This window comes from Mucilaginibacter aquatilis (genome assembly GCF_009755275.1).
In the GTDB taxonomy this organism is placed as follows: Bacteria; Bacteroidota; Bacteroidia; order Sphingobacteriales; family Sphingobacteriaceae; genus Mucilaginibacter; species Mucilaginibacter aquatilis.
Genome location: NZ_WQLA01000001.1, coordinates 957,913 through 980,970, shown reverse-complemented (window position 1 = coordinate 980,970; position 23,058 = coordinate 957,913). Strand labels below are relative to the sequence as shown.

Below are 23,058 nucleotides of genomic sequence, written 5' to 3'. Positions count from 1 at the left end.
AAGTTTTGATAATATAATGCCTAAATAATATTTTAGGCGAATATTATTTAAAAGTGTTTATTTGTAGCCAAACAATTTGTCAAAACTATTATTTGATAACATTGAAAGGCTAACGTAACATCCAAAGCTTCTACTTATTATCAAACACAAAAAAGGAATATTTAGGTTATTACACGAAGCATGAAGACAAGGTACTTTCTATTATTGTTGTTAGCGGGGGCGATACTGAGCAGTTGTAATTTAAATGACAGGGGAGAAGTACTTGGGGTTCGTCAGCGCCCGTTCAGGGCCGAACTGCCGGCAGGTATGGTTTATATACCCGGCGGTTCATTTCTAATGGGGCAAACAGATCAGGATGTTACCTTTGCCCAAATCTCTCAAACAAAGCAGGTTACGGTTTCTCCATTTTTTATGGACCAAACCGAAACAACCAACAGCCAGTACAAACAGTTTGTTAACTGGGTACGCGACTCTATTGCGATAAGCAATTATCTAAACGACGACAAATACTACATTAAGCCAAAAAACGCATCAGCAACCGACCGTAAGTATATCAATTGGGAATACGTAAAACGTAACCCGGTTTGGCGCTCAGGCGGTAAAAAAGGTCAGGCGTCAAATGATGGCAAGCTCGACGGTATGTTTTATCAAGGTGACGACCGCATTTTTGACCGTAACGAGGTTGACGTTCGCTTGCTTAAATACAACTACGCCATGATGGTGTTGCGTAGCGCATCAGAGCAACGCTTTGATAAGAGCAAAAAGCGTTCAGATTTCATCTTGCGCGATACCGTTCCCGTTTATCCAGATACGCTGGTTTGGTTAAATGATTTCTCATATGCTGCCAATGAGCCTATGGTTGAGGGTTATTTTTCACACCCTGCTTATCAAAACTACCCGGTTGTGGGTGTTACCTGGCGTCAGGCGCGCGCATTCAGTATCTGGAGATCGCGTTATAACGATGCTTATAAAGATAAGATGAAGGCGCCACACCGCCTGCCTTACAGTCTTCCTACTGAGGCTGAATTTGAATATGCTTCACGCGGTGGCCGCATTGGTACTGATTACCCTTGGGGTGGTCCTTACATTAAAAATGCCAAAGGCTGTTTGCTTGCAAACTTTAAACCAGGCCGCGGTAACTATACTGATGATGGTGGCGCTTACACAGTTAACGTACGTTCATACTTCCCTAATGATTATGGCTTGTACAACATGGCAGGTAACGTAGCCGAGTGGACACAATCAGCCTTTGATGAATCGGCTACCACATTTGTGCATGATATGTCGCCTACGTTTAACTACGAAGCTAAAGCAACCGACCCTGAAGTACTTAAACGTAAAGTTGTACGCGGCGGATCATGGAAAGATATTGGTTACTTTTTACAAAATGCAACCCGCAGTTATGAGTTTCAGGATACAGCAAAATCTTATATAGGTTTCCGCCTGGTATCACACTTTGTTGGCCGCGACTTTAAAGACAAGCGTTAATTTTTCAATCATTTGCAAACACTCTAAATAAAAACAATACATCTAAAAACTACAAAAAACAATTAATTATGGCTGGCAAATCAAAAGGAAAATTTGGAATTGGTAACATAGTGTCGTTCGGGGCAACTATCGTTATTATAGGTCTGTTATTTAAAATTCAGCACTGGCCTTATGCTGAAATCTTCATTACTGTAGGTCTTTTAACCGAGGCTGTGTTATTCTTCTTATTAGGTCTTCAACCTGAGGCTGTTGAAGTTGACTGGACTAAAGCTTACCCTGAATTAGCCGACGATTACACCGGCGAACCTGTTAAAAGAGTAAGTGCGCCTGCACAGGTGAGCACTGGCCACACTGCAGCTTTAGACAAAATGCTGGCCGATGCAAAAATTAACCCTGAATTGATAGGTAACCTTGGCGATGGCTTAAGAACCTTTGGTGATAAAGTGGCAACTATATCAAAAGTAGCTGACGCTGGTGCAGCAACTACTGAGTTTGCTCAAAAGCTTAAAACTGCAAGCAGTGGTTATGATAACCTGAGCGTAGCATTCTCAAAAGCATCAGAAAGCTTAACCGAACTTGCTTCAACAAGCGTTGATTCAAAAGCATACCATGAGCAGGTAACTAGCTTAGCTAAAAATTTATCGGCTCTTAACGCGGTATACGAACTTGAATTACAAGACTCAAGTGCTCACTTGAAATCAATGAACAAGTTCTACCAAAACCTGTCATTAACCATGAACAACTTCAACGAGTCGTTAGAAGATTCGAAATCATTTAAAGATGAAGTAGGTCGTTTAGCTAAAAACTTAGGCTCTTTGAACAACATTTACGGTAACATGTTAACCGCAATGAACCAACCACGTGCTTAATTAATTAACCTTATTATTTAAAATTAATTAAGATCAAACCACATGGCTGGAGGTAAAGAAACCCCAAGGCAGCGAATGATAGGCATCCTGTACTTGGTTTTATTAGGGTTGGTGGCGCTTAACGTGCCCGACAACCTGTTAGATGCCTTTAAAAACATTAGTGATAGTTTAGCTTCATCAAAAACAAACGTACAGGCAGGTATTGATAATACTTTTGATGCGTTTGAGAAAACTAAATTAAAAGAACAACCTGATCGTGCTAAACCGGTTTATGATAAAGCTAAACAAGCCAGTGCTGTAGCAAACAGTTTACATACCTATATTGAAGGTATTAAAACCGAGCTTGCCGAAAAAGCTGGCGGTATAGACGAAAACATTGCCGATTACAAAAAGCGCGATAACCTTGATCTTTCTTCGGAAATTATGATCAACGGTAAAAAAGGTGAGGAGTTACACAAAAAGATTGACGAAACACGTGAGAAGTTAATGGCTTTATTAACTGATAAAGAGCGTGTTGGTGTTAAACTCCCATTGGCAACCGATGCTCCAAAACCTAAAAAAGGCAAACCTCAGTTAACCTGGGAACAAGCTTACTTTGGTGATGGTATACCAATGGGCGCTGCCATGACCTCGTTAATTAAAGTACAGTCTGACTTAAAAAACGCAGAGTCGGAAGTAGTTAAAAAGATTTTAGGTGAGGTAGATCAGGCGGTTGTAAACCTGGATAAATTTCAGGCTGTTGCTGTAGCTCCAAGCAGCTATATTATAGCCGGCCAGCCTTACAAGGCCGAAGTTTTCCTTACAGCTTATGATTCAAAATCAAACCCTGAAATTGCGGTTAACGGTTCACGCCTGCAAGTATCAGAAGGCCGTGGTGTTTACACCACCGGTACAAGCGGTGAGGGTGTGCGTACCTGGGTAGGTACTGTACGCGTTCGTCAAAATGATGGTACTGTAAAGGAATACAAAACTGCACCGCAGCAATACCAGGTAGCTCGTCCATCGGCTACTGTAGCTGCCGAGAAAATGAACGTATTGTACATTGGTGTTGCTAACCCGCTTTCAATTTCTGCGCCGGGTATACCAAAAGAAAAACTGCGCGTAAGCATGAGCGGTGGATCAATCAGTGGTTCAAACGGATCATTCACTGCCCGTGTATCATCTCCGGGTACTGTGAACATAACAGTTTCTGGCGAGGCGTCTCCTGGAAAAAGTCAGGTTTTGGGTGCAACAAAATTCCGCGTAAAACGTATACCCGATCCAAAGGTTATGTTTGGTGGCAAAAGCGGTGGCTCAACATCATCTGCAAACTTAAAAGCTCAGGACAGGGTGTTTGCTAAATTAGATGATTTTGAATTTGATGCTACTTTCAGCATTCAGCGCTTTAACCTGATTATTATTAAACCAAGGCAAGATCCTATGTTGATGTCAACATCGGGTAACCAATTGTCTGGACAGATGCGTGGTGCAATGGCATCATTAGTACCAGGCAGTAAAGTAATATTCACCAACGTAATTGCTGTTGGCCCTGATGGTGCTCAACGCGGACTTGATGATGTTATAATATCAGCAAATTAAGATTAAACAATGCATATGAGACGTAAGATTTTTGTGGTGGGGCTACTGAGTTTAATTTGCCTGAGCGCTTTTGCTCAAAGACGTGGTAAACGTACAACTGCAAAAAAGGCGGTAGCAACTGCTCCGCAATCGGCTAACACAACTTTTAATGCACAGCCGGCTGTTGATACTTCAAAAAAAGCCAAAGTTTTTGAGCGTCCTATGGATGGCTTTTACAAAAAAGCTAACATCCTAAGTGCCAAGGTAACTCCTTATGCCAACCTGCGTGAAGCTGACGTTGTGTATGCAAAGCGCATATGGCGCGAAATTGATTTGCGTGAGAAAATGAACCAGTACCTGGCTTCGCCAAAAGCACGTTTGATTGATGTGCTGATGGAAGCTGTAGATGCTGGTGAATTAACTGCTTATGACGCCAATCCAAGCAAAGACGATCCGAATGGTGATGCATTCTCTAATCCGCTTACTCCGGGTAAGGCGCGCTCCAAAATGGCTGATAGTACCATTGTTGACAAATTTGACGATAGTGGTAACAAAATTGGCTCGAGCATGCAAGCGGGTGACTTTAATGCCGATAGTGTGATACGTTTTCGTATAAAGGAAGATTGGGTTTTTGACAGACAACGTTCAGTTTTTGAGCCTCGTATTATTGGTATAGCACCTTTAATTAAGCTTAAAGCTGCCGGTGTTGAAACCGATTTTCAGCCAGCATTTTGGATTTACTTTCCGGAGGCAAGGCAGGTACTGGCATCAAAAGAAGCCATTAGCCGCAACAATGATGCTACCGGTTTAAGCTTTGACGACGTATTTATGAAGCGGTTATTTGCCAGCGTAATTATAAAAGTGTCAAACCAAAAGGATGAACGTATTAAAGATTACGCACAGGGAATTGATAAGTTATACGAATCGGAAAAAGTGAAAAAATCTTTGATGGACTGGGAGTTGGGTTTGTGGCAATACTAAACCATTTCGGTTAAGTCATACAAATATAAAGGCCCGGTTGAGCAATCAACCGGGCCTTTATATTTATTATATTTTAAACGAAGGTCAATAGGGCATTTGCAATGAAAAAACCGCACATGCTTACGTTTTTATATCTCTGTACTGCTTTCTCCCTCAGATGGCTGAGGTGTAAAATAATTTTTAACAGCCTGTGCTTGCTTTAAATTAACAACCTCCTGTAATTCTTCAACAGTAGTCTCACGAATTTTTTTAACCGATTTAAAGTATTTAAGCAGCTTCTCGGCAGACAGGCGACCAACCCCAGGCACTAACTCAAGTTCAGTAGCTAGAGTACTCTTGTCGCGTTTTTTGCGGTGCGCTGTAATACCAAAGCGGTGAGCTTCATCGCGCAGCTGTTGTATTATCTTAAGTGTCTCCGATTTTTTATCAAGATACATCGGGTACTGATCGCCGGGGTAAAATAGTTCTTCCAGGCGTTTGGCAATGCCAATTACAGTAAGTTGCTTATCAATGCCCAGTAAACGTAAACTTTTTAAGGCTGCAGATAATTGTCCTTTGCCACCGTCAATAATTACCAGTTGTGGTAATTCGGTCCCTTCATCAAGCATGCGGCGGTAACGACGGTGTACCGCTTCCTCCATGGTAGCAAAGTCATTAGGCCCTTCAACCGTTTTAACATTAAAAAAGCGATAGTCTTTTTTAGATGGTTTGGCATCCTTAAAAACAACAATAGCCGATACCGGATGCTTACCCTGAAAGTTCGAATTATCAAAACATTCAATATGGCGCGGCAATTGGTTCATGCGCAAATCCTTCATCATTTGCGTAAGCAACCTGTCGGTACGTACATCAGGGTTTAACTTTTCATACTGCTCCATTTTATCGCGCCTGAAAAAATGTACGTTCTTTTGCGATAGATCAAGCAACTTCTTTTTCTCTCCAAGCTTAGGTACAGTAAACTTTATCTTCTCGTCATCAAGCTCAATATCAAACGGTACAATAATTTCTCTCGACTTGCTGTTATAGCGTACCCTGAATTCAGATATAGCAATGGTAAGCAACTCCTCATCGCTTTCTTCCAGCCGCTTTTTCATTTCCAGGGTTTGGGTTTGTATAATAGTGCCGTTCATCACCTTAAGGTAGTTTACAAACGCATACTTTTCATCACTGGCAATACTAAACACATCTACATCGGTAATTGATGAATTTACAACTGTTGATTTATGCTGATAGTTTTCGAGCAAGTCATACTTACGTTTAAGCCGGTGCGCCTGCTCAAAATCCATATCCATTGCAGCTGCCTCAATATCAGTTTTGAGCTTACGAACAACGTTGCCTATTTTGCCGCCCAATATATCCTGTATTTCTTCAATACTGTTATTATAGTCTTCTTCGGTTTGAAAGTTTTGACAAGGACCTTTGCAATTGCCTAATTGGTACTCTAAACACACCTTGAATTTACCGGCGTTGATATTTTGAGGCGTTAAGGCAAGGTTACAAGTGCGTAGCGGGTAAGTTTCGCGTATTACACCCAAAATAGTGTGCATCATACTAACCGATGGATAAGGCCCCAGGTACTTTGAACCATCGCGAATGATATTTCTTGTCCAGTAGATGCGTGGGTAGTTTTCTTTTTTAATTACTATCCATGGGTACGTTTTATCATCCTTTAAATCAATATTGTACTTAGGCTTGTGCTTTTTTATCAGGCTGTTTTCAAGCAACCAGGCATCAACCTCGGTATCAACAATGGTGAAGGTTATATTACGTATTTTGGATACCAGCATCCGGGTTTTTGAATTTTGCTGGAGATCTTTTACAAAATATGATGAAACGCGGTTACGCAGGTCTTTAGCCTTGCCAATATAAATCAATTGGTTTTCGGCATCCCAGTACTGGTATACGCCGGGTTTATGTGGAATTTTCTTTAATGCTTCGCGGTAATCGAACATAGTTCTAAAGCCCAACCCATCCGCCCACAACACATTAGCGGCGGAGCAAGGTTTATTAATTATTAATAATGAATATAACGGTTTTGTTTAGGCTGCTATTATATAAAATCAGTAATGCCGAAACATGTTTCGGCATTACTGATTTTTTAGCTTGAAATATTTGAAGCCGATTTAGAAGCCCAGTTTATTATCAACCTCGGCCGTGCCTTGCTGCTGCTGGTTATAAGCGTTACAATCCAACGTTATACCTACGCCGCCTTTCGGCTGCGCAAAGTCAACATTTTGTTTGATGCCTAACGATGCATCGGCGTACACCTTTTTCATGTATAGGGCAAATATAGGCAGCGCAGTGTTAGCTCCCTCACCCAGGTTAGTACTTCGAAAGTGGATAGAACGGTCTTCACAGCCTGTCCACACGCCTGTAACCAGTTGAGGTGTTATGCCAATAAACCAGCCATCAGAGTTATTTTGGGTTGTACCGGTTTTTCCTCCAATAGGGTTACGCAAGCCATACTTACTACGTAGTCGCCAGCCTGTACCTTCATCAACCACACCTTTTAGCATATAGGTCATTACGTAAGCAGCTTGCGGGTTCATGGCCTGTACTACGCGTGGTTTATGCTCGTAAAGTAAATTGCCGTTTTTATCTTCAATGCGTAGCAGATAAGTTGGCTCGGTCCACAAGCCCTCGTTAGCAAATGCACTGTATGCTCCGGTCATGTCAAATACAGAGGCATCAAATACACCTAGGCATATAGTAGGATAGGGATCAACTTTGCTGGTAACACCCATTTTTTTAATAAGCTGCATTACCGGCTCGGGGCCAACTTCTTTCATTACGTGAGCGGTAACCCAGTTTTGCGAACGGGCTAAGGCTTTGCGTAAAGTAATCATACCCTGAACGGTTTCAGATGGGTTAGAGCGCGGACACCATGGTTTACCGTAACCGTAAATAGTATCGGGTACGTTATTTACCTGCATACAAGGTGAAAATGCAGCCTGCTCAATAGCTACGGCATAAGTAAACGGTTTTGCAGTTGAACCTACCTGGCGGGTACCCATTTTTACCTGGTCATATTTAAAATGCTCGTAATCAATACCCCCAACCCAGGCCTTTACAAAGCCAGTATTAGGGTCCATGCTCATCATGGCGTTACGAAGTAACAATTTGCTATAAACGATAGAGTCAATCGGCTTCATGGTGGTATCAATATCGCCATGCCAGGTAAACAGGTTCATTTGTGCAGGCGTATTGAAATCTTCCAATATTTCCTCTTCTGATTTTCCTTGCTGATTGAGCGCCCTATAACGGTCAGAACGCTTCATGCCCTCGTTAAGCCGTGCCTTAAAATCAGGGATGCCTTTCCATAGGCTGCGTCCTCTCCAATGCTGATTAAATTGCACCTGCAACTGCTTCATGTATTCTTTTTGCGCTGCTTCAGCATACTGTTGCATGGTGTAGTTAACGGTGGTGTATATTTTCAAACCGTCGCGGTCAAGGTCATAAGAGGTACCGTCAGATTTATGCAGGTCCTGCTCATTCAATATTTTTTGTACATCCTTTTTAAGTACCGAACGGAAGTAAGTAGCCAAACCTTCATTATGGTCGGTAGGGTGAAAGTTTAAGCCCATAGGTTTTGCCTTAAATTCTTCAGCTTGTCCGTCGCTTAAAAAGTTCTCTTCGGCCATGCGGCGTAAAACAAAATTGCGGCGCTTAACTGCGTTATCGGGATGGCGGATAGGTGAGTATATGCCCGGGCCGTTAATCATACCTATTAGCAGGGCGGCCTGATCGGGAGTTAATTTGTCAGGAGTGGTATTAAAATACGTAGCAGCAGCCGAGCTGATACCAAAAGTATTATATGCGCCAAAATCAACCGTATTAAGATACATGGTCAATATCTCCTCTTTGGTATAGCGGCGCTCTAGTTGCACGGCTATTACCCACTCTTGTAGTTTTTGGCGTATACGCGTAGTGAAGTTGCGTGAGCGTTCAGAGAAAAGATTTAATGCCAGCTGTTGCGTAATGGTACTGCCGCCCTGCTTTTTACCTATTAAGTTGTAAAAAATAATGGTAAAAGTACGGCCAAAATCAATACCCGAATGCTTTAGGAAGCGATTGTCTTCAGTAGCAATTAATGCATTAATCACATTAGGCGAAATTTGATTGTACGTAACGCTCGAGCGATTTTGCACAAAGTATTTGCCCAGTACCTTTTTGTCGGATGAAATGATCTCTGATGCCTGATTGCTCTTCGGGTTCTCCAGGTCGCGGAACGATGGTAAGCTGCCAAACACACCAAACGCGGTTAACGTAAATATCAGTGCAATAAAAAGCAGGAAAGCAATGGCCACTTTCCATATCATCCAGTTATATCGTTTTATTTCGTGTTGAGTAAGTTTTACAAACATCAGTTAAAAGTTTTTTTGATAGTATTCAATATAGCTATCCAATAATTTTCGGTCGGCTAATTTATCCAGATTTTCTTGAGTGATGATAAAAAAGCTGTATTTATCGGCAGGCACCTTCATTATTTGCGGTAATAACGGTACAATTTTACGTGCATATTCCTTTACCTCGTCTATGCCTGTAAATCGTCCTACATATATTAGCTGGTTATCATCTCCCACCGGCTTAAGCTGGTGTTTTACAGCACTGCCCTGATAGGCTGTACGGTTGAACTGCCCAACTCCAAAACGCGAAGACGATAAGTTAGTTGTACCACTGCTTACATTAATTACAAAAAGATAGTTGCTGCTATCACGATTACTGAAAATTGATGGCGGAGCAACCGGCGCTTTAGGCGTAGCGGTTGCTGTAACGGTTGGCTTAGCCGGTTGAGGTGCTTTTTCAACAACGGTTGGCTTGTTGGTTTTTGCTTCGGGTTGTTTAGTTGGCAGGTTATTGGCAGCTAAAGCAGGTTGTTGTGGTTTAGGTTGAATAACCGGCTCTGGGATGAATGACGGGGCGTTCGGATCGCTGTCTATTACGGCAAAACGGCGGGTTGCCATTTCGGCCTGGTTTGCATCTATATATATAAGGTGTTGTCTTACCAAAGGTGTAATTAAGGCATCGTTAGGATAGCGGCTGGTAATTTGAACAAGTTCGCTACGGAAAGGGGTAACCTTTTGCTGATGGCCGGCTGCAAGGGCACGTAAATAAGCCAGTTGCGGTGATATGCGGCTGTCGGCGTATTGGCGCAGTAATTCATCAGAGCGGGTTATTACCTGCTGATATTGCCTTTGTGTATATAAATCATAAAGCTGGTTGTAAAATGCATTCAGTTCAGCATCTTTATTATCCAGCCGCTGGGCGTAGTCAGGGTCGGTAATTACTTTGGCAAAGGTGCTGGTTGGATATTTACTTAAAATCAAAGCTTTATACTCGTCTGATCGGGCAGCATTTTCAGTAGCATATAAACGGTAAAGGTTGTAATAGTTTGCTGCAAGGTTTTTATCATCCGGAAAACGTTTTAACAGTTGCTCAAACGTTGCAATAGCCTCTGGTTTATCGTTAAGTACATCACGGTAAAAAACAGCTAAGTCAACATAGGCATTATATATACGCTGATTTGAACTTTCGAGCAGTTGCGGTGTAAGGGGCAGGTTTTGCAGCAAATCCTGCTTTACGCCTGATGTTACTACATCTGCAGTGCTTTTTTGCATGTTTGGCGTTATTACACCTGCATCTACGTTTTGTGATGTATTTGTGGTATTAACCGTAAGGTTGCTGTTGTTGCGTACGCTTCGGCGCCAGTTGTCTTCAAGCCTACGGTTTCCCCACTTGCGTTTAAAGTCGGTAAAGCCCTGGCTTATTGCTCCGGTGTTATCAAAATAAAAGCCGCTGGCATCGGTGCTGTTAGACACTGCACCGTTATTCATATCAACAGCTGCAAAATTGTTGTTAAGGTTGTTTGCAAGGGCGGCATTGCTTGTGTTAACTTCTGTAGCAGTTGCGGCTTGCTTTGCCTCTTCCTGCCGGGCCATTTCCTCAATTCTTATTCTGCGTGTAGCAGTATCTAATTTTGCCAGGGCCTGTAAGGTGTCTTCGCGGGCAATTATCTGCAATTTATCGGCAATAAGCTGAAGATTATCGGCCTTGGTTTTGATTGTTTCATAACCCGGATAGTTGGGCGAAAGACTAACAAGCGTACTATCGTAATATTTCCGGGCGGCAACATAATCGCCTTTGGTTTTAAAGCTGATGTCGGCAAGGCGTAAATAGCTCAACCCTTTTTGGTTTTGGTTCCTGAAACTGTTTTTTACCGATAGTCCGTAATTTTTTATGGCTTCATCAGTTTCATTTGAGCTTATAGCCAGTTCGCCAAGCTGATAATAAATCTGATCTTTAAACTCTTCGTTGTTCTCGTTGCGTAGTAAGCTTTTTAAGCGGTCGGCCCGGCTCAGGTTCCGGCCGTTTTTACTGTCATCAATGCGAATGCGGTTAAGCTGGGCATTAAATGCCATTACAAATGGCGCATTGCTTTTAACAATACGCGAATAGTTTTCATAAGCATCAGCAGGTTGGCGGGTCAGTTCCTGCAACTGTGCTAAAATAAAAGTCCAGCGTAAACGCTGCTGCCTGTTTTGGGCCAAGGGGATGGCGTTTTTTACCATTTCAACAGCTTCGGCGTAATTTTCGGTATTAATGTAAAGCTGCGTGGCGGCGGCGTATATCATACCTGCCTCAGCCTTTTGCTTATCGTTAATGTTATTCACAGCAGTGTCTAAAACAGCCTTAGCCTGCCGTGTTTGATTAAGGTAAAGTAATGAACGTATTTGCCAGGCACGGGCTTGCTGTACAATTTGGGCGTTTTTACTAAACGATCTTATAATATAACCACTGTATTCAACCGCGTTGTAGTAATCGCCCCGCAGGTGTGCGGCCTTAGCCAGTAGCAAATAAGCGTCATCAATATAATTGCTTTGCTCTTTAAGGCTAATGATGTTGTTTGCTTTTATTACAACTTCGTCCAAATCTTTCTCGCCCGTGGCAAGGCGCGATGCAGTGTCTTGGTATACATTTAATACGCGATCATAATCATCAATGAATGAGGCAGCGTAGCTTTCCTGTTTAATTCGCAGTATTTCGTTAGCATTAAATAATATATTGTAGCGTGCTGTCAGGTTCTGCATCCGGCGGTTAAAGCCACTCTCTTTCTCAAGCGAGCAGCCGGCAGCCAGCAATAACGTTAGTAAAACAGAAGAATATAGATATATATAGTTACGCTTCAACTTAAATGTAATGGTTTTTAAAAAGCCATGCTAATTTACTAAATACTCTGTAACCCGTTTTGTAAATTTGCACTCAGTTTACAAAAGCACCCTCGTTAAAATATATATAGCAACATACTCATGAGTAAACCTGTAAATAGTTATATAAAATACTCTGGTATTGCTTTTCAAATGATACTTATTATAGGCGTACTTACCTTTGCCGGTTATGAGCTTGATAAGCGCGGCGGTCACACTACACTTTGGGTAACGGCCATACTATCGTTAGCTGGTGTTTTTATATCACTTTACCTGGTTGTTAAATCGCTTAAAGATTGAAAAGGTTTTTTATTGCCTTTGGCATATGTACTTTGTTAATTGCGCTACCACCTGCCATAGCTGATTATGCCGGGCAGGGAAAATTGCTTATACCCGGCTTTTGGCTGATATTCCAGTTTTTTTCGTCGCTTACCTTTTTGATATGCCTTGGTGTGATTTGGGGGCAAAAGCAAAACGATACTTTGGGTGGACAAATATTTTTAGGAGCCACCACTTTAAAGCTTATTTTCTGCATGACAATTGCCCTTATTTATATGCGTAAATACAAGGTAAATGACATTGTTTTTGTACTCAACTATTTTTATCTGTATTTATTTTATACGGCCTTTGAAATTTACAGTTTGTTGAGTAACTTGCGCGTCCAAAACAAAAAGTAAAAATCTCACAAATTGATGGATTTTAGGCACATTTTGAACTCAAAAAAACTTTTCCTTAGCTTAATTTTAGGTGTCTTTTTTACACTAACCACGTGTAAAACTTTTGCTATACAGCACGAAGAACACACTGCTGAGGCCAAAAATGCAGAACAGGAAGCCTTTAATCCTACTACTGCCATACTTGAACACATTGCCGATTCACACTATTGGCATTTATGGGGTGAAACCTCGTTGCCTCTACCGATAATTTTATTTACCGACAAAGGAACTGAGTTTTTCTCAGGAGCAGGGTTTCATCACGGTCATGAAGCTTACCAGGGTAAGTACTATACTTACAAGCTTATCGATGACAAAATTCGTGTAGTAAATGCCGAAGGAGAAGTAGATAAAGAGGCATCAAGCCATATTTACGATTTTTCGATTACAAAAAACGTATTAGCTATGTGGATTGCAGGTACACTGCTGTTCATCATCTTCTTTAGTGTTGCTGCATCATACAAAAAACGTGTGGGTAAAGCGCCTAAAGGTTTACAGTCAATCATCGAGCCTGTAATTATGTTTGTGCGTGACGAAATTGCACGCCCTAACATTGGCTACCGTTACGAGCGTTACATGCCGGTTTTGTTAACCATATTCTTTTTTATATGGATTAACAACCTGTTAGGTTTGGTGCCAATATTCCCGGGTGGCGCTAACGTTACCGGTAATATCCTTTTCACTTTTGTGTTTTCATTCATTGTATTACTTGTGGTTAACTTTAGTGCCAACAAATATTACTGGAAACACATATTTATGCCACCGGTACCTGTTTGGTTATACCCAATCATGATTCCGGTGGAGCTAATTGGTGTTATATCGCGCCCGTTTGCATTAATGATTCGTTTGTATGCTAACATTTCGGCAGGTCACATCATTGTGTTGAGTTTGATATCATTGATATTCATCTTTAAAACACTGTGGATTGCGCCGGTATCTATCCTGTTCGTATTATTTATGGATGTGTTGGAGTTGTTGGTAGCATTTCTTCAGGCTTTCATCTTTACCATGCTTACCGCCCTGTTTATCGGTACTGCTGTTGAAGAGCATCATCATTAATAATTTTTGTAAATAATTATACACTATATTTAACTTTAAATTAAACAAACATGACTGGAAGTATTGCTGCATTAGGTGCAGGTTTAGCGGTTATCGGTGCTGGTATCGGTATCGGTCAGGTAGGTGGCAAAGCCATGGAAGGTATTGCTCGTCAACCTGAAGCTTCTTCTAAAATTCAAACTGCAATGATCATCGCAGCTGCACTTATCGAAGGTGTTGCTCTGTTCGGTGTGGTAGTTGCATTGTTGGGTAAATAATTTTTCCCAGCCTCAAAAGCTAAAGCCTTACTTGCAGCGGTTGGCGGCAGGTAAGGTTTTTTAACCCTTTTAAATTTTCGCGATTATGCGTCTATAACTAGGGATTTGTAAGTTAAATAAAGTGTTGGTTTATCTAACAATATTCATATAAATGGAACAATTATTTGAAGGTTTATTAAATGATCATTTAGGATTTGTAGTATGGGCTGCTGTTGCGTTCATCATCTTACTTATCCTGTTGGCTAAATTTGCCTGGAAACCTATCATGAGCGCTATCAGCGATCGTGAGCGTTCAATTGAAGACGCGTTACTTAAAGCGGAAGCCGCCAAAGAGGAAATGGCCCGTTTAACTAACGAGAATGAGCAATTACTTAAAGAAGCCCGTGCTGAGCGTGATTTGATTTTACGTGAAGCTAAGATTTTAAAAGATCAGATTGTTGCCGAAGCTAAAAATGTAGCAAACATTGAAGGTAACAAGATGATAGAAAATGCCAAACTTGAAATTAACAGCCTTAAGGCAATTGCCATGGCTGATGTTAAGAATCAGGTGGCTACGCTTTCTATTGAAATTGCCGAGAAGGTATTACGCAGAGAGTTTGACAACAAAAATGCTCAAGACGAACTTGTAGCCGACTTATTAAAAGAAGTTAAAATTAAATAAGTTTGTGAATAGTAAATGGTAGGCGGTTAGTCTTTAACAATTAACCACTCTGCATTCAACCATTCACCACTAAACAATATGTCTGAAATAACAGTTGCATCCCGTTACGCTAAATCGTTAATTGATTTGGCTGAGGAGAAAAATAATTTGGAAGCTATTAAACAGGATATGACCTTTTTTGTGGAAACATTGAAGGCCAATACCCAGTTACAGGCTGTTTTACGCAATCCTATTATTTCGCATGATAAAAAACTGAAAGTGCTGCAAGGCATATTTTCAGGTAAGGTAGATGTTTCGACTGATGCCTTTTTTAAGATAATGGTTAATAAAAGCCGTGCAGACTTACTTTATCCAACTGCTGGTGAGTTTATAAACCAATACAACTTGAAAAAGAACATTGTAAAGGCAACCGTAACTTCTGCTACTGCGCTTTCTGAAGCTAACAGGCTACAGATTATTAACGAGGTTAAAGCCTTAGCCGGCGGCGAGGTGATTTTGAAAGAGAAAGTTGACCCAGCCCTTATTGGCGGCTTTGTTTTAAAAGTAGGTGACCGCCAGATTGATACATCGGTGGCAACCAGCCTTAAAAACTTGAAAAAGGATTTCACCCAAAAGGTGATTTAATATTATTACACACACTTATACTAAAATAAAAAATTAAAATGGTAGAGGTTAGACCAGACGAAGTATCGGCCATCCTGCGTGAGCAGTTGTCGGGCTTTAAGTCAGAATCTGAATTAGAAGAAGTGGGTACCGTACTCCAGGTAGGTGATGGTATTGCCCGTGTTTATGGCTTAACAAAAGTACAGTACGGCGAGTTGGCTGAATTTGACAACGGCTTGCAAGGTATAGTACTTAACCTTGAAGAAGACAACGTAGGTGTGGTATTGCTAGGTTCTTCTGAAGGTGTTAAAGAAGGTGATACTATTAAACGTACCAGCAAAATTGCCTCTATTAAAGTAGGTGAGGGTATGCTTGGCCGTGTGGTAAACACTTTAGGTGAGCCAATTGACGGTAAAGGCCCTATTGCCGGCGAAACTTATGATATGCCTTTAGAGCGTAAAGCTCCGGGTGTAATTTACCGTCAGCCGGTTAACGAGCCATTACAAACCGGTATCAAAGCTATCGATGCAATGATTCCAATTGGTCGTGGTCAGCGTGAGTTGGTAATTGGCGACCGTCAGATTGGTAAAACTGCGGTTTGTATTGATACCATCATCAACCAAAAAGAATTTTATGCTGCAGGCGAGCCTGTAATTTGTATATACGTAGCTTGCGGTCAAAAAGCATCTACGGTTGCTAACATTGTACGCACCCTTGAAGAGAACGGCGCTATGCCTTACTCTATTGTAGTTGCTGCAAGTGCTGCAGAACCTGCTCCAATGCAGTTCTTTGCTCCGTTTGCCGGTGCTGCTATTGGTGAGTACTTCCGTGATACCGGTCGTCCGGCGTTGATTGTTTATGATGATTTGTCTAAACAAGCTGTTGCTTACCGTGAGGTATCATTATTACTTCGTCGTCCACCGGGCCGTGAGGCTTACCCAGGTGACGTATTTTACCTGCACAGCCGTTTATTAGAGCGTGCCGCTAAAATCAACGCCAACGATGAGATTGCTAAAGACATGAACGACTTACCTGAATCAATCAAGCATTTGGTAAAAGGTGGTGGTTCATTAACTGCGCTTCCAATTATCGAAACTCAAGCTGGTGACGTTTCTGCTTATATTCCAACCAACGTAATTTCAATTACTGATGGTCAGATCTTCTTAGAATCGAATTTGTTTAACGCAGGTGTACGTCCGGCTATCAACGTAGGTATTTCGGTATCACGTGTAGGTGGTAACGCGCAAATCAAATCAATGAAGAAAGTTGCCGGTACCTTAAAGCTTGATCAGGCTCAATACCGCGAGTTAGAGGCTTTCTCTAAATTCGGTTCAGACCTTGATGCCGCTACTAAAAACGTATTGGACAAAGGCGCACGTAACGTAGAGATTTTGAAACAAGGTCAGTTTTCTCCGGTATCGGTTGAAAAACAAGTGGCTGTTATTTACTTAGGTACAAAAGGCTTAATGCGTAATGTACCTGTAAACAAAGTACGTGAATTCGAAAACGAGTTTACCAGCCAAATGGAGTTACGTCATCCTGAGGTGTTAAAAGCACTTAAAGCGGGTAAATTTGACGATAGCTTAACCAGCGTACTGGAAACCGTAGCTAAAGAACTTACAGCAAAATATTAATATTTAGTACTAAGTACTTAGTAAAAAGTAAAAAGTAGCAGGAAGCAGTCTTACTACTTTTTACTCGATACTTTCTACTCACAAAGCATGGCTAATTTAAAAGAAGTAAGAAACCGTATTGCATCGGTAAACTCAACACAGCAAATTACCAAGGCCATGAAAATGGTTTCGGCAGCTAAGCTGAAGAGAGCTACCAACGCTATTGTGCAGTTACGCCCTTATGCTACCAAGCTTAAGGAAATGCTGGCAAACCTTTCGGCAAGTATTGAGGATGGCGCTTCACCATATTTGCAGGAGCGCGAACCGGTTCGTGTACTGGTTGTTGTTGTTACCTCAAACCGTGGTTTGGCAGGTGCTTTCAATACCAATGCCATTAAAACCGCTAACAACATCATTGCCGAAAAGTACAGCGAGCAGTTGCAGGCAGGTAACGTTTCAATAGTAGCCATAGGCCGTAAAGCACAGGATTATTACACCAAACGCAAATACAATGTAATTGGTGATAATAATGAAGTTTACAGTAATCTTGACTTCTTAAACGTATCAAAAATTACTGAGGCTATAATGCAGGGTTTTGTTGATGGTAAGTATGACCGTGTTGAATTGGTTTATAACCACTTCCGCAATGCTGCAATGCAGGTGCTTGTTACCGAGCAATTGTTGCCTGTACCTAAAGCCGAAGCTGACACCAAAGCTACCAAAAGCACTGCCGATCAAACTGATTACATTTTAGAGCCATCAAAAAAGGCAATTGTTGAGCAGTTAATTCCAAAAAACATTAAAATTCAGTTGTACCGTGCCGTATTAGATTCTAACGCATCTGAGCATGGAGCACGTATGACTGCAATGGATAAGGCAACTGATAATGCCGGTGACCTATTGAAAGCTTTAAAACTTTCATATAACCAGGCACGCCAGGCGGCTATTACCACCGAGCTTACAGAGATTGTAAGCGGTGCCGCTGCCCTTTCAAACGGATAATTATAAACTTGAATATATGCTAATAGCCGGGCGCCTGTCCGGCTTTTTTTGTTTTACGCTCTTGTTTATTAATGTAACAAAGCTGTCACAAGCAAATAACATAGGTTACTTTTGGTGGGTAAGCGGTATCAATAATAAAATCATTTAAATTTTAATGTTATGAAAATGAGTAACTTATTGGTGCTCCTGGCCGTGCTTTGCCTTTTTGGAGCTTGTAAAGGCGGAATGGATAAATCTAGCTCATCCGACCAAAGTTCAGCTTCGGCAGATACAATTTCGGATAATAGCGAAACATTAATTAGCAGTAATGAGCAAGCCGGAAGAAAAATTGTGAAAACTGCCCAAATGCGTTTTAAAGTAAGCAACGTGCAAGCATCGGGAGAGAAGGTTGGAACAATTGCGCGTACACATGGTGGTATGATTACTCATTATAACATGGAGTCAACTGTTACTAATGATGAAGACATGCGAACAAACGATATTGACTCACTGAAACACATAGCTGCTTTTACATTAACAGCTGACATAACCGTACAGGTGCCCCCTCAAAACCTTGAGTCATTTTTAAATGATGTAAGCCGCTTAGGAGTTTACATCAATGTGCGTAAAATGGATATAGAAGATAAAACTCTGGATTACCTTTCCAATCAATTGAAGCATCAAAACAGGATGATAATAGATCATAAACAGGATAAGTGGAAACCGACGGTGAAAGAGACTGACGCTATGTTAAAACTTAAGGATGACATGGCAGATGAGAAAGTAGCTAACGCTCGTATTGATAATTCAATTAAATATAGTGTTGTTGAATTAAGCCTTTATCAAAGTAACACCATTAGTCAGGAGATTATTGCCAACAATAATACAGGTGCTTATCAATTACCAATTGTTAACCGCTTATGGCTTGCCATAACAGATGGATGGGAATTGTTTGCATCCTTGTTTATAGGCTTAATGCATTTATGGGTATTTGTTGTGCTGGGTATAGGTGGTTTACTGGTATACCGTGCATACAAGCGAAAACCAACCTTATCTGCAAACGCAGCTTAAAAATGTGTAAACAAATGCTGCATTTTAGTTAAACATTTATATTTTTGCGCTAACTAATAGCAATTACCATGAGTTCGATGCAAAAAGCTAATGCTGTAAACATTTACGTTATCTTATCAGTAGCTACCATTATTGGTATAGTAGGTGTATTTTTCCGTTTCCTTGATGAAATTTTTGGTCACGGTTTTATATTCACCAGCATCTCAAACATCATTTTGGTAATTGGTATCATCATTTCGTTAAAAGGTGTTTTTGCAATATTAGGCGCAAGAGATTAATATTAATTCCAGTATATAAAAAAAAGAGCTTACTGATTGCCGGTAAGCTCTTTTTTTATGGGAATATTTAACGAATAGCAGTCGGCTATTGTCTTGCTGCATGAGGTTTTCAAGCTCCAAAGGGCACATTGGTGATTTATTTAGGATGATAGCTGGCCTCATCAAGGATCTTTTGCGCATTATTAAGGGCCAATAACTGTTGTACGGTAGTATCAGGATGTTTTATCATGTACTGCTTTACAATTTGCCACCCTGTATAAATAGCCAGCTTAGGAGCCGATTCATTTTTTTCGCCCAAGCCCGGCGTAAAGGGAGCTTCATTCAAATATTTCTGGAGTTTTTGATAGTCAGTTTCGTACAGTAATTTTTCTTCTAAAAAATATCCCCATATGTTACTTTCAAATGCCTTACTCCATTCCATTTGTTTTGTAGTGTAACCTATTTTTACACTGTCGGCTACGTCGGGCAGTAATACATCCATTAAGTACATCATCTTGCCTTCGTAAACCATTTTTGCCAGTAATGATTTATCGGCATCTTTTTCGGGGAACATATCTTCCCTGATAATACCCTCAATTACACGCGGTGCAATATTTTCAGGCGTAAACCTGCGCGATATATATTGAGGATAAGTATTTACCAACGCCGGGTAGAATTTTGACTTTGAACCCAAAAATTGATCGAGCCCAATACCTATGTAGCCATTACCCAAGGTAGTTTGCGCCTGGAAACCCGAGAAGTAGGCATACACTTTAGGCAACTGCTTGTTTGGAAAATAATACTTTATACGTTTGAAGGCATCGGTAAGTGCTTCATTCTGCTTATTCAAATCGGGGAATACCGAATCAACCTCGTGCTTAAGATCTAGGTACGGTTTACCATTAATAATCTGGCGTATGTTGGCAAGGTAGTTGGTATCGGCAATACTACCAGCTTCCAGTATGCGCTCAATAAAGTCGGCGTAAAACGGCCCGTATTTTTGCTGCAAAACGGCTGCCTGCTGCACCATTGGTTTCGACCGCATTTGATCAAAATCATGATCAAAGCGCTCAATGCGCACTTCCAAATCGATGTTGCTTACATCAATCTTCTTTTTATCAGATTTACATGCGCTAAGTAGGACTGCAATAAAAAAAAGAGCACAAAAATGATTTAATTTGCTGGAGTAGAGTATTCTCATAAATGTATCAACAAAAATATTGCTTTTGAGTTCATATTATTGAGTATACCGTTTATAATATCTGATTATGAAAATTGCACTGGCTCAGCTAAACTATCATATTGGCAACTTTGAAGCTAATACCAACAAAATACTATCTGCATTAGATAGCGCCCGTAATGCTGGCGCTGATGTTGTAGTATTTGCCGAATTATGCATTGGCGGCTATCCTGCACGCGATTTTCTGGAATTCAAAGAATTCATTGATTTGTGCGAGCAATCGGCACAGCAAATTGCTGCGGCCTGTACCGATATTGCCTGTATTATAGGCATTCCCACACCAAATAAAAGAAAAAATAAAGGAGGCAAAGATTTACATAACTCTGCCTACTTTATATATGATGGTAAAGTGCAGCAAATTGTGAATAAGGCGTTGCTACCAAACTATGATGTGTTTGATGAGTACAGGTACTTTGAACCCGAAACTGAATTTGCCTGTGTGGACTACAAGGGCAAACGCATTGCGTTAACTATATGTGAAGACTTGTGGAACACAATTGAGAATCCCCTATACGTTACGCGTCCTATGGATGTGCTGATTGAGCAGAAGCCTGACGTAATGATCAATATTGCCGCATCACCTTTTGCTTACAATCATGATGAAGAGCGCATTGCCATTTTAGGCGACAATGCAAAACGATATGGATTGCCGCTGTTATACGTAAACCAGGTTGGTGCACAAACCGAAATCATTTTTGACGGCGGCTCTCTTGTTTTTGACAAGAACGGCTCGCTGGTTGATGAGATGCCTTATTTTGAGGAAGCCATTACTTATTACACGTTAAATGATGATGCAACAGTTACTCCGCAGCAGCCTGCAACTGTAATGGATGAGCGGCAGAGTGATATTGAACAAATACATCAGGGATTACTGTTAGGCATCAGGGATTACTTTTATAAGTCGGGCTTTAAACAAGCAATACTGGGCTTATCAGGCGGTATTGATTCGGCAGTGGTTTGCGCTTTAGCCGCTGAGGCTTTGGGCGCAGAAAACGTAATGGCAGTACTGTTACCATCAAAATATTCAACCGGCCATTCAATTCAAGATGCAGAAGACCTGGTTAAAAATTTGGGTTGTAAATCGGAGCTGGTTGAAATTAAATCGATAACCGATGCTTTTGAAACAGCTTTGCATCCTCAATTTGAGGGTTTGCCATTTAATATTGCCGAAGAAAACCTGCAGGCGCGCAGCCGTGCTGTTGTGCTAATGGCTATGTGTAACAAATTTGGCTACATTTTGCTTAACACTTCCAATAAAAGCGAGTCGGCTGTAGGTTACGGTACTTTGTACGGTGATATGTGCGGTGGCATCTCGGTACTTGGCGATGTTTATAAAACGCAGGTTTACCAGTTAGCCAATTACATTAACCGCAATACCGAAATTATACCGCAGAATTCAATTGTTAAGCCGCCATCGGCAGAGTTAAGGCCCGATCAAAAAGACAGCGACTCATTGCCTGAATACGATATGCTTGATACCATACTGATGCAGTACGTAGAGAATCGCTTGTCATCAGGAGAGATCATTGCATTAGGTTATGATGAAGCTGTTGTTCGTAGGGTAATAAAACTGGTTAACACCGCTGAGCATAAACGTTACCAAACACCACCAATTTTACGTGTGTCGCCTAAAGCATTTGGCATGGGACGCCGTATGCCTATAGTTGGAAAATACCTGTCTTAATCGTACTTACCGACAGATAGATTTTTTCTGCGAAGCTTTTGTAGTTAAGGGAATGTAAATTGTCTTAGAGATAGCTCATCTAAACAATTTGCTCATGTATCAGCTTATACTTAAGACAATCACTTAAGTATGAAGAAGATATTGACCATAGCCCTTGCGTTCTCCATTGTAGCACTTATAGCGGCCTGCTCAAGCTATAACTACTATTCGGTTGGTGGTAACGAAGCTACATTGAGCCGTTACAGCAGTTTTGCCTGGCTTCCGCCTGTTAAGCAAACGCGCAATGTGGCTTATAATAACGAGCTTGCTGATCAGCGAATTCACGAGTCGGCAACCGAGCAGCTGGAAAGCCGCGGATTACGGTTAAAAAGTAAAAATCCCGATCTTTTGGTGCGGTACAGCGTTATGGTTGATACCAAAGAACGTGTGTATGACCAGCCTGTATACAATTACGTGGGTGGCGGGTATTATCCGCGGGCAGCGCTATACCGTGGCAGGCTGGCTTACTACTACGCATATAGTGCTCCCTACCCGGTTTATGTAGGAAATGATGTGGAGCGCATACCTTACAAAGAAGGTACTTTAATAATTGACCTTATTAACCGTAAATCGCGCAAGGTAATATGGCGTGGCTATGGTGTAGGAGAGGTTGAAAATGCTGCCCGCACTATCGAGGATATACCAAAAATAGTGGAAGGTATAATTAAAAAGCTGCCTCTTAATAAGGTAAAATAAGTTGCAGATTATGGGCGCAAAAAAAATCTTTAATCATTAAACCTTTGGGCTTGCGCCTGTCTAACTAATACTAATAAATTATAT

General features: G+C 41.1%; 20 protein-coding genes. 16 read left to right on the top strand and 4 right to left on the bottom strand.

Annotated elements, in window-relative coordinates:
• Positions 1–180 precede the first annotated feature (180 nt).
• The 4 genes from porK to porN all read left to right on the top strand — a co-directional run bounded on the left by porK (position 181) and on the right by porN (position 4,895).
• Entirely contained in the window at positions 181–1,488 is a 1,308-nt protein-coding gene (gene porK, locus GO816_RS04415) for a T9SS ring complex lipoprotein PorK/GldK (protein ID WP_157540123.1), read from the top strand.
• A gap of 68 nt (positions 1,489–1,556) precedes the next feature.
• On the top strand, positions 1,557–2,357 hold the full coding sequence (porL, locus tag GO816_RS04410; protein ID WP_157540122.1) for a type IX secretion system motor protein PorL/GldL: 801 nt from the start codon (positions 1,557–1,559) through the stop codon (positions 2,355–2,357).
• Positions 2,358–2,399: 42 nt separating this feature from the next.
• Positions 2,400–3,935, top strand: coding sequence for a type IX secretion system motor protein PorM/GldM (porM, locus tag GO816_RS04405; protein ID WP_157540121.1), 1,536 nt, complete (start codon positions 2,400–2,402; stop codon positions 3,933–3,935).
• Between the two features lie 15 nt (positions 3,936–3,950).
• On the top strand, positions 3,951–4,895 hold the full coding sequence (gene porN, locus GO816_RS04400; RefSeq protein ID WP_157540120.1) for a type IX secretion system ring subunit PorN/GldN: 945 nt from the start codon (positions 3,951–3,953) through the stop codon (positions 4,893–4,895).
• 128 nt (positions 4,896–5,023) lie between these two features.
• Here porN and uvrC read toward each other — a convergent pair whose 3' ends face one another.
• The 3 genes from uvrC to porW all read right to left on the bottom strand — a co-directional run bounded on the left by uvrC (position 5,024) and on the right by porW (position 12,082).
• The gene (uvrC, locus tag GO816_RS04395; RefSeq protein WP_157540119.1) at positions 5,024–6,847 is read right to left on the bottom strand and encodes an excinuclease ABC subunit UvrC; all 1,824 of its coding nucleotides are present in this window, start codon (positions 6,845–6,847) and stop codon (positions 5,024–5,026) included.
• A gap of 171 nt (positions 6,848–7,018) precedes the next feature.
• Positions 7,019–9,259 (bottom strand): penicillin-binding protein 1A, encoded by a 2,241-nt coding sequence (locus GO816_RS04390; RefSeq protein ID WP_157540118.1) that lies wholly within the window; start codon positions 9,257–9,259, stop codon positions 7,019–7,021.
• A gap of 3 nt (positions 9,260–9,262) precedes the next feature.
• Positions 9,263–12,082, bottom strand: a complete 2,820-nt coding sequence (porW, locus tag GO816_RS04385) for a type IX secretion system periplasmic lipoprotein PorW/SprE (RefSeq protein WP_157540117.1) — start codon at positions 12,080–12,082, stop codon at positions 9,263–9,265.
• A 120-nt stretch (positions 12,083–12,202) separates the two neighbouring features.
• On the opposite strand from porW, the gene GO816_RS04380 reads away from it, so the two are divergent.
• The 10 genes from GO816_RS04380 to GO816_RS04335 all read left to right on the top strand — a co-directional run bounded on the left by GO816_RS04380 (position 12,203) and on the right by GO816_RS04335 (position 19,336).
• Positions 12,203–12,400: an AtpZ/AtpI family protein gene (locus GO816_RS04380; protein WP_157540116.1), complete on the top strand. Its 198-nt coding sequence runs from the start codon at positions 12,203–12,205 to the stop codon at positions 12,398–12,400.
• Entirely contained in the window at positions 12,397–12,777 is a 381-nt protein-coding gene (locus GO816_RS04375; RefSeq protein WP_157540115.1) for a hypothetical protein, read from the top strand. Before GO816_RS04380 ends, GO816_RS04375 begins: the two co-directional genes overlap by 4 nt.
• Positions 12,778–12,810: 33 nt before the next feature.
• Complete coding sequence (atpB, locus tag GO816_RS04370; protein WP_317163580.1) at positions 12,811–13,872, top strand: F0F1 ATP synthase subunit A; 1,062 nt, start codon at positions 12,811–12,813, stop codon at positions 13,870–13,872.
• Positions 13,873–13,922: 50 nt separating this feature from the next.
• On the top strand, positions 13,923–14,129 hold the full coding sequence (atpE, locus tag GO816_RS04365) for an ATP synthase F0 subunit C (RefSeq protein ID WP_157540113.1): 207 nt from the start codon (positions 13,923–13,925) through the stop codon (positions 14,127–14,129).
• 151 nt (positions 14,130–14,280) lie between these two features.
• The gene (gene atpF, locus GO816_RS04360) at positions 14,281–14,790 is read left to right on the top strand and encodes a F0F1 ATP synthase subunit B (RefSeq protein WP_157540112.1); all 510 of its coding nucleotides are present in this window, start codon (positions 14,281–14,283) and stop codon (positions 14,788–14,790) included.
• Between the two features lie 78 nt (positions 14,791–14,868).
• The gene (gene atpH / locus GO816_RS04355; RefSeq protein ID WP_157540111.1) at positions 14,869–15,414 is read left to right on the top strand and encodes an ATP synthase F1 subunit delta; all 546 of its coding nucleotides are present in this window, start codon (positions 14,869–14,871) and stop codon (positions 15,412–15,414) included.
• Between the two features lie 38 nt (positions 15,415–15,452).
• On the top strand, positions 15,453–17,027 hold the full coding sequence (gene atpA / locus GO816_RS04350; RefSeq protein ID WP_157540110.1) for a F0F1 ATP synthase subunit alpha: 1,575 nt from the start codon (positions 15,453–15,455) through the stop codon (positions 17,025–17,027).
• 87 nt (positions 17,028–17,114) lie between these two features.
• Entirely contained in the window at positions 17,115–18,008 is an 894-nt protein-coding gene (atpG, locus tag GO816_RS04345) for an ATP synthase F1 subunit gamma (RefSeq protein ID WP_157540109.1), read from the top strand.
• Between the two features lie 159 nt (positions 18,009–18,167).
• Positions 18,168–19,058 carry a DUF4349 domain-containing protein gene (locus GO816_RS04340; protein ID WP_157540108.1) on the top strand — a complete coding sequence of 297 codons (891 nt, stop codon included), beginning with the start codon at positions 18,168–18,170 and terminating at the stop codon, positions 19,056–19,058.
• A 68-nt stretch (positions 19,059–19,126) separates the two neighbouring features.
• On the top strand, positions 19,127–19,336 hold the full coding sequence (locus GO816_RS04335) for a hypothetical protein (protein WP_157540107.1): 210 nt from the start codon (positions 19,127–19,129) through the stop codon (positions 19,334–19,336).
• A gap of 136 nt (positions 19,337–19,472) precedes the next feature.
• Here GO816_RS04335 and gldB read toward each other — a convergent pair whose 3' ends face one another.
• A complete protein-coding gene (gldB, locus tag GO816_RS04330; RefSeq protein WP_157540106.1) occupies positions 19,473–20,516 on the bottom strand; it encodes a gliding motility lipoprotein GldB in 1,044 nt (347 codons plus the stop codon).
• A 67-nt stretch (positions 20,517–20,583) separates the two neighbouring features.
• On the opposite strand from gldB, the gene GO816_RS04325 reads away from it, so the two are divergent.
• Positions 20,584–22,239 carry an NAD+ synthase gene (locus GO816_RS04325; RefSeq protein WP_157540105.1) on the top strand — a complete coding sequence of 552 codons (1,656 nt, stop codon included), beginning with the start codon at positions 20,584–20,586 and terminating at the stop codon, positions 22,237–22,239.
• Between the two features lie 129 nt (positions 22,240–22,368).
• On the top strand, positions 22,369–22,974 hold the full coding sequence (locus tag GO816_RS04320) for a DUF4136 domain-containing protein (RefSeq protein WP_157540104.1): 606 nt from the start codon (positions 22,369–22,371) through the stop codon (positions 22,972–22,974).
• Positions 22,975–23,058 lie beyond the last annotated feature (84 nt).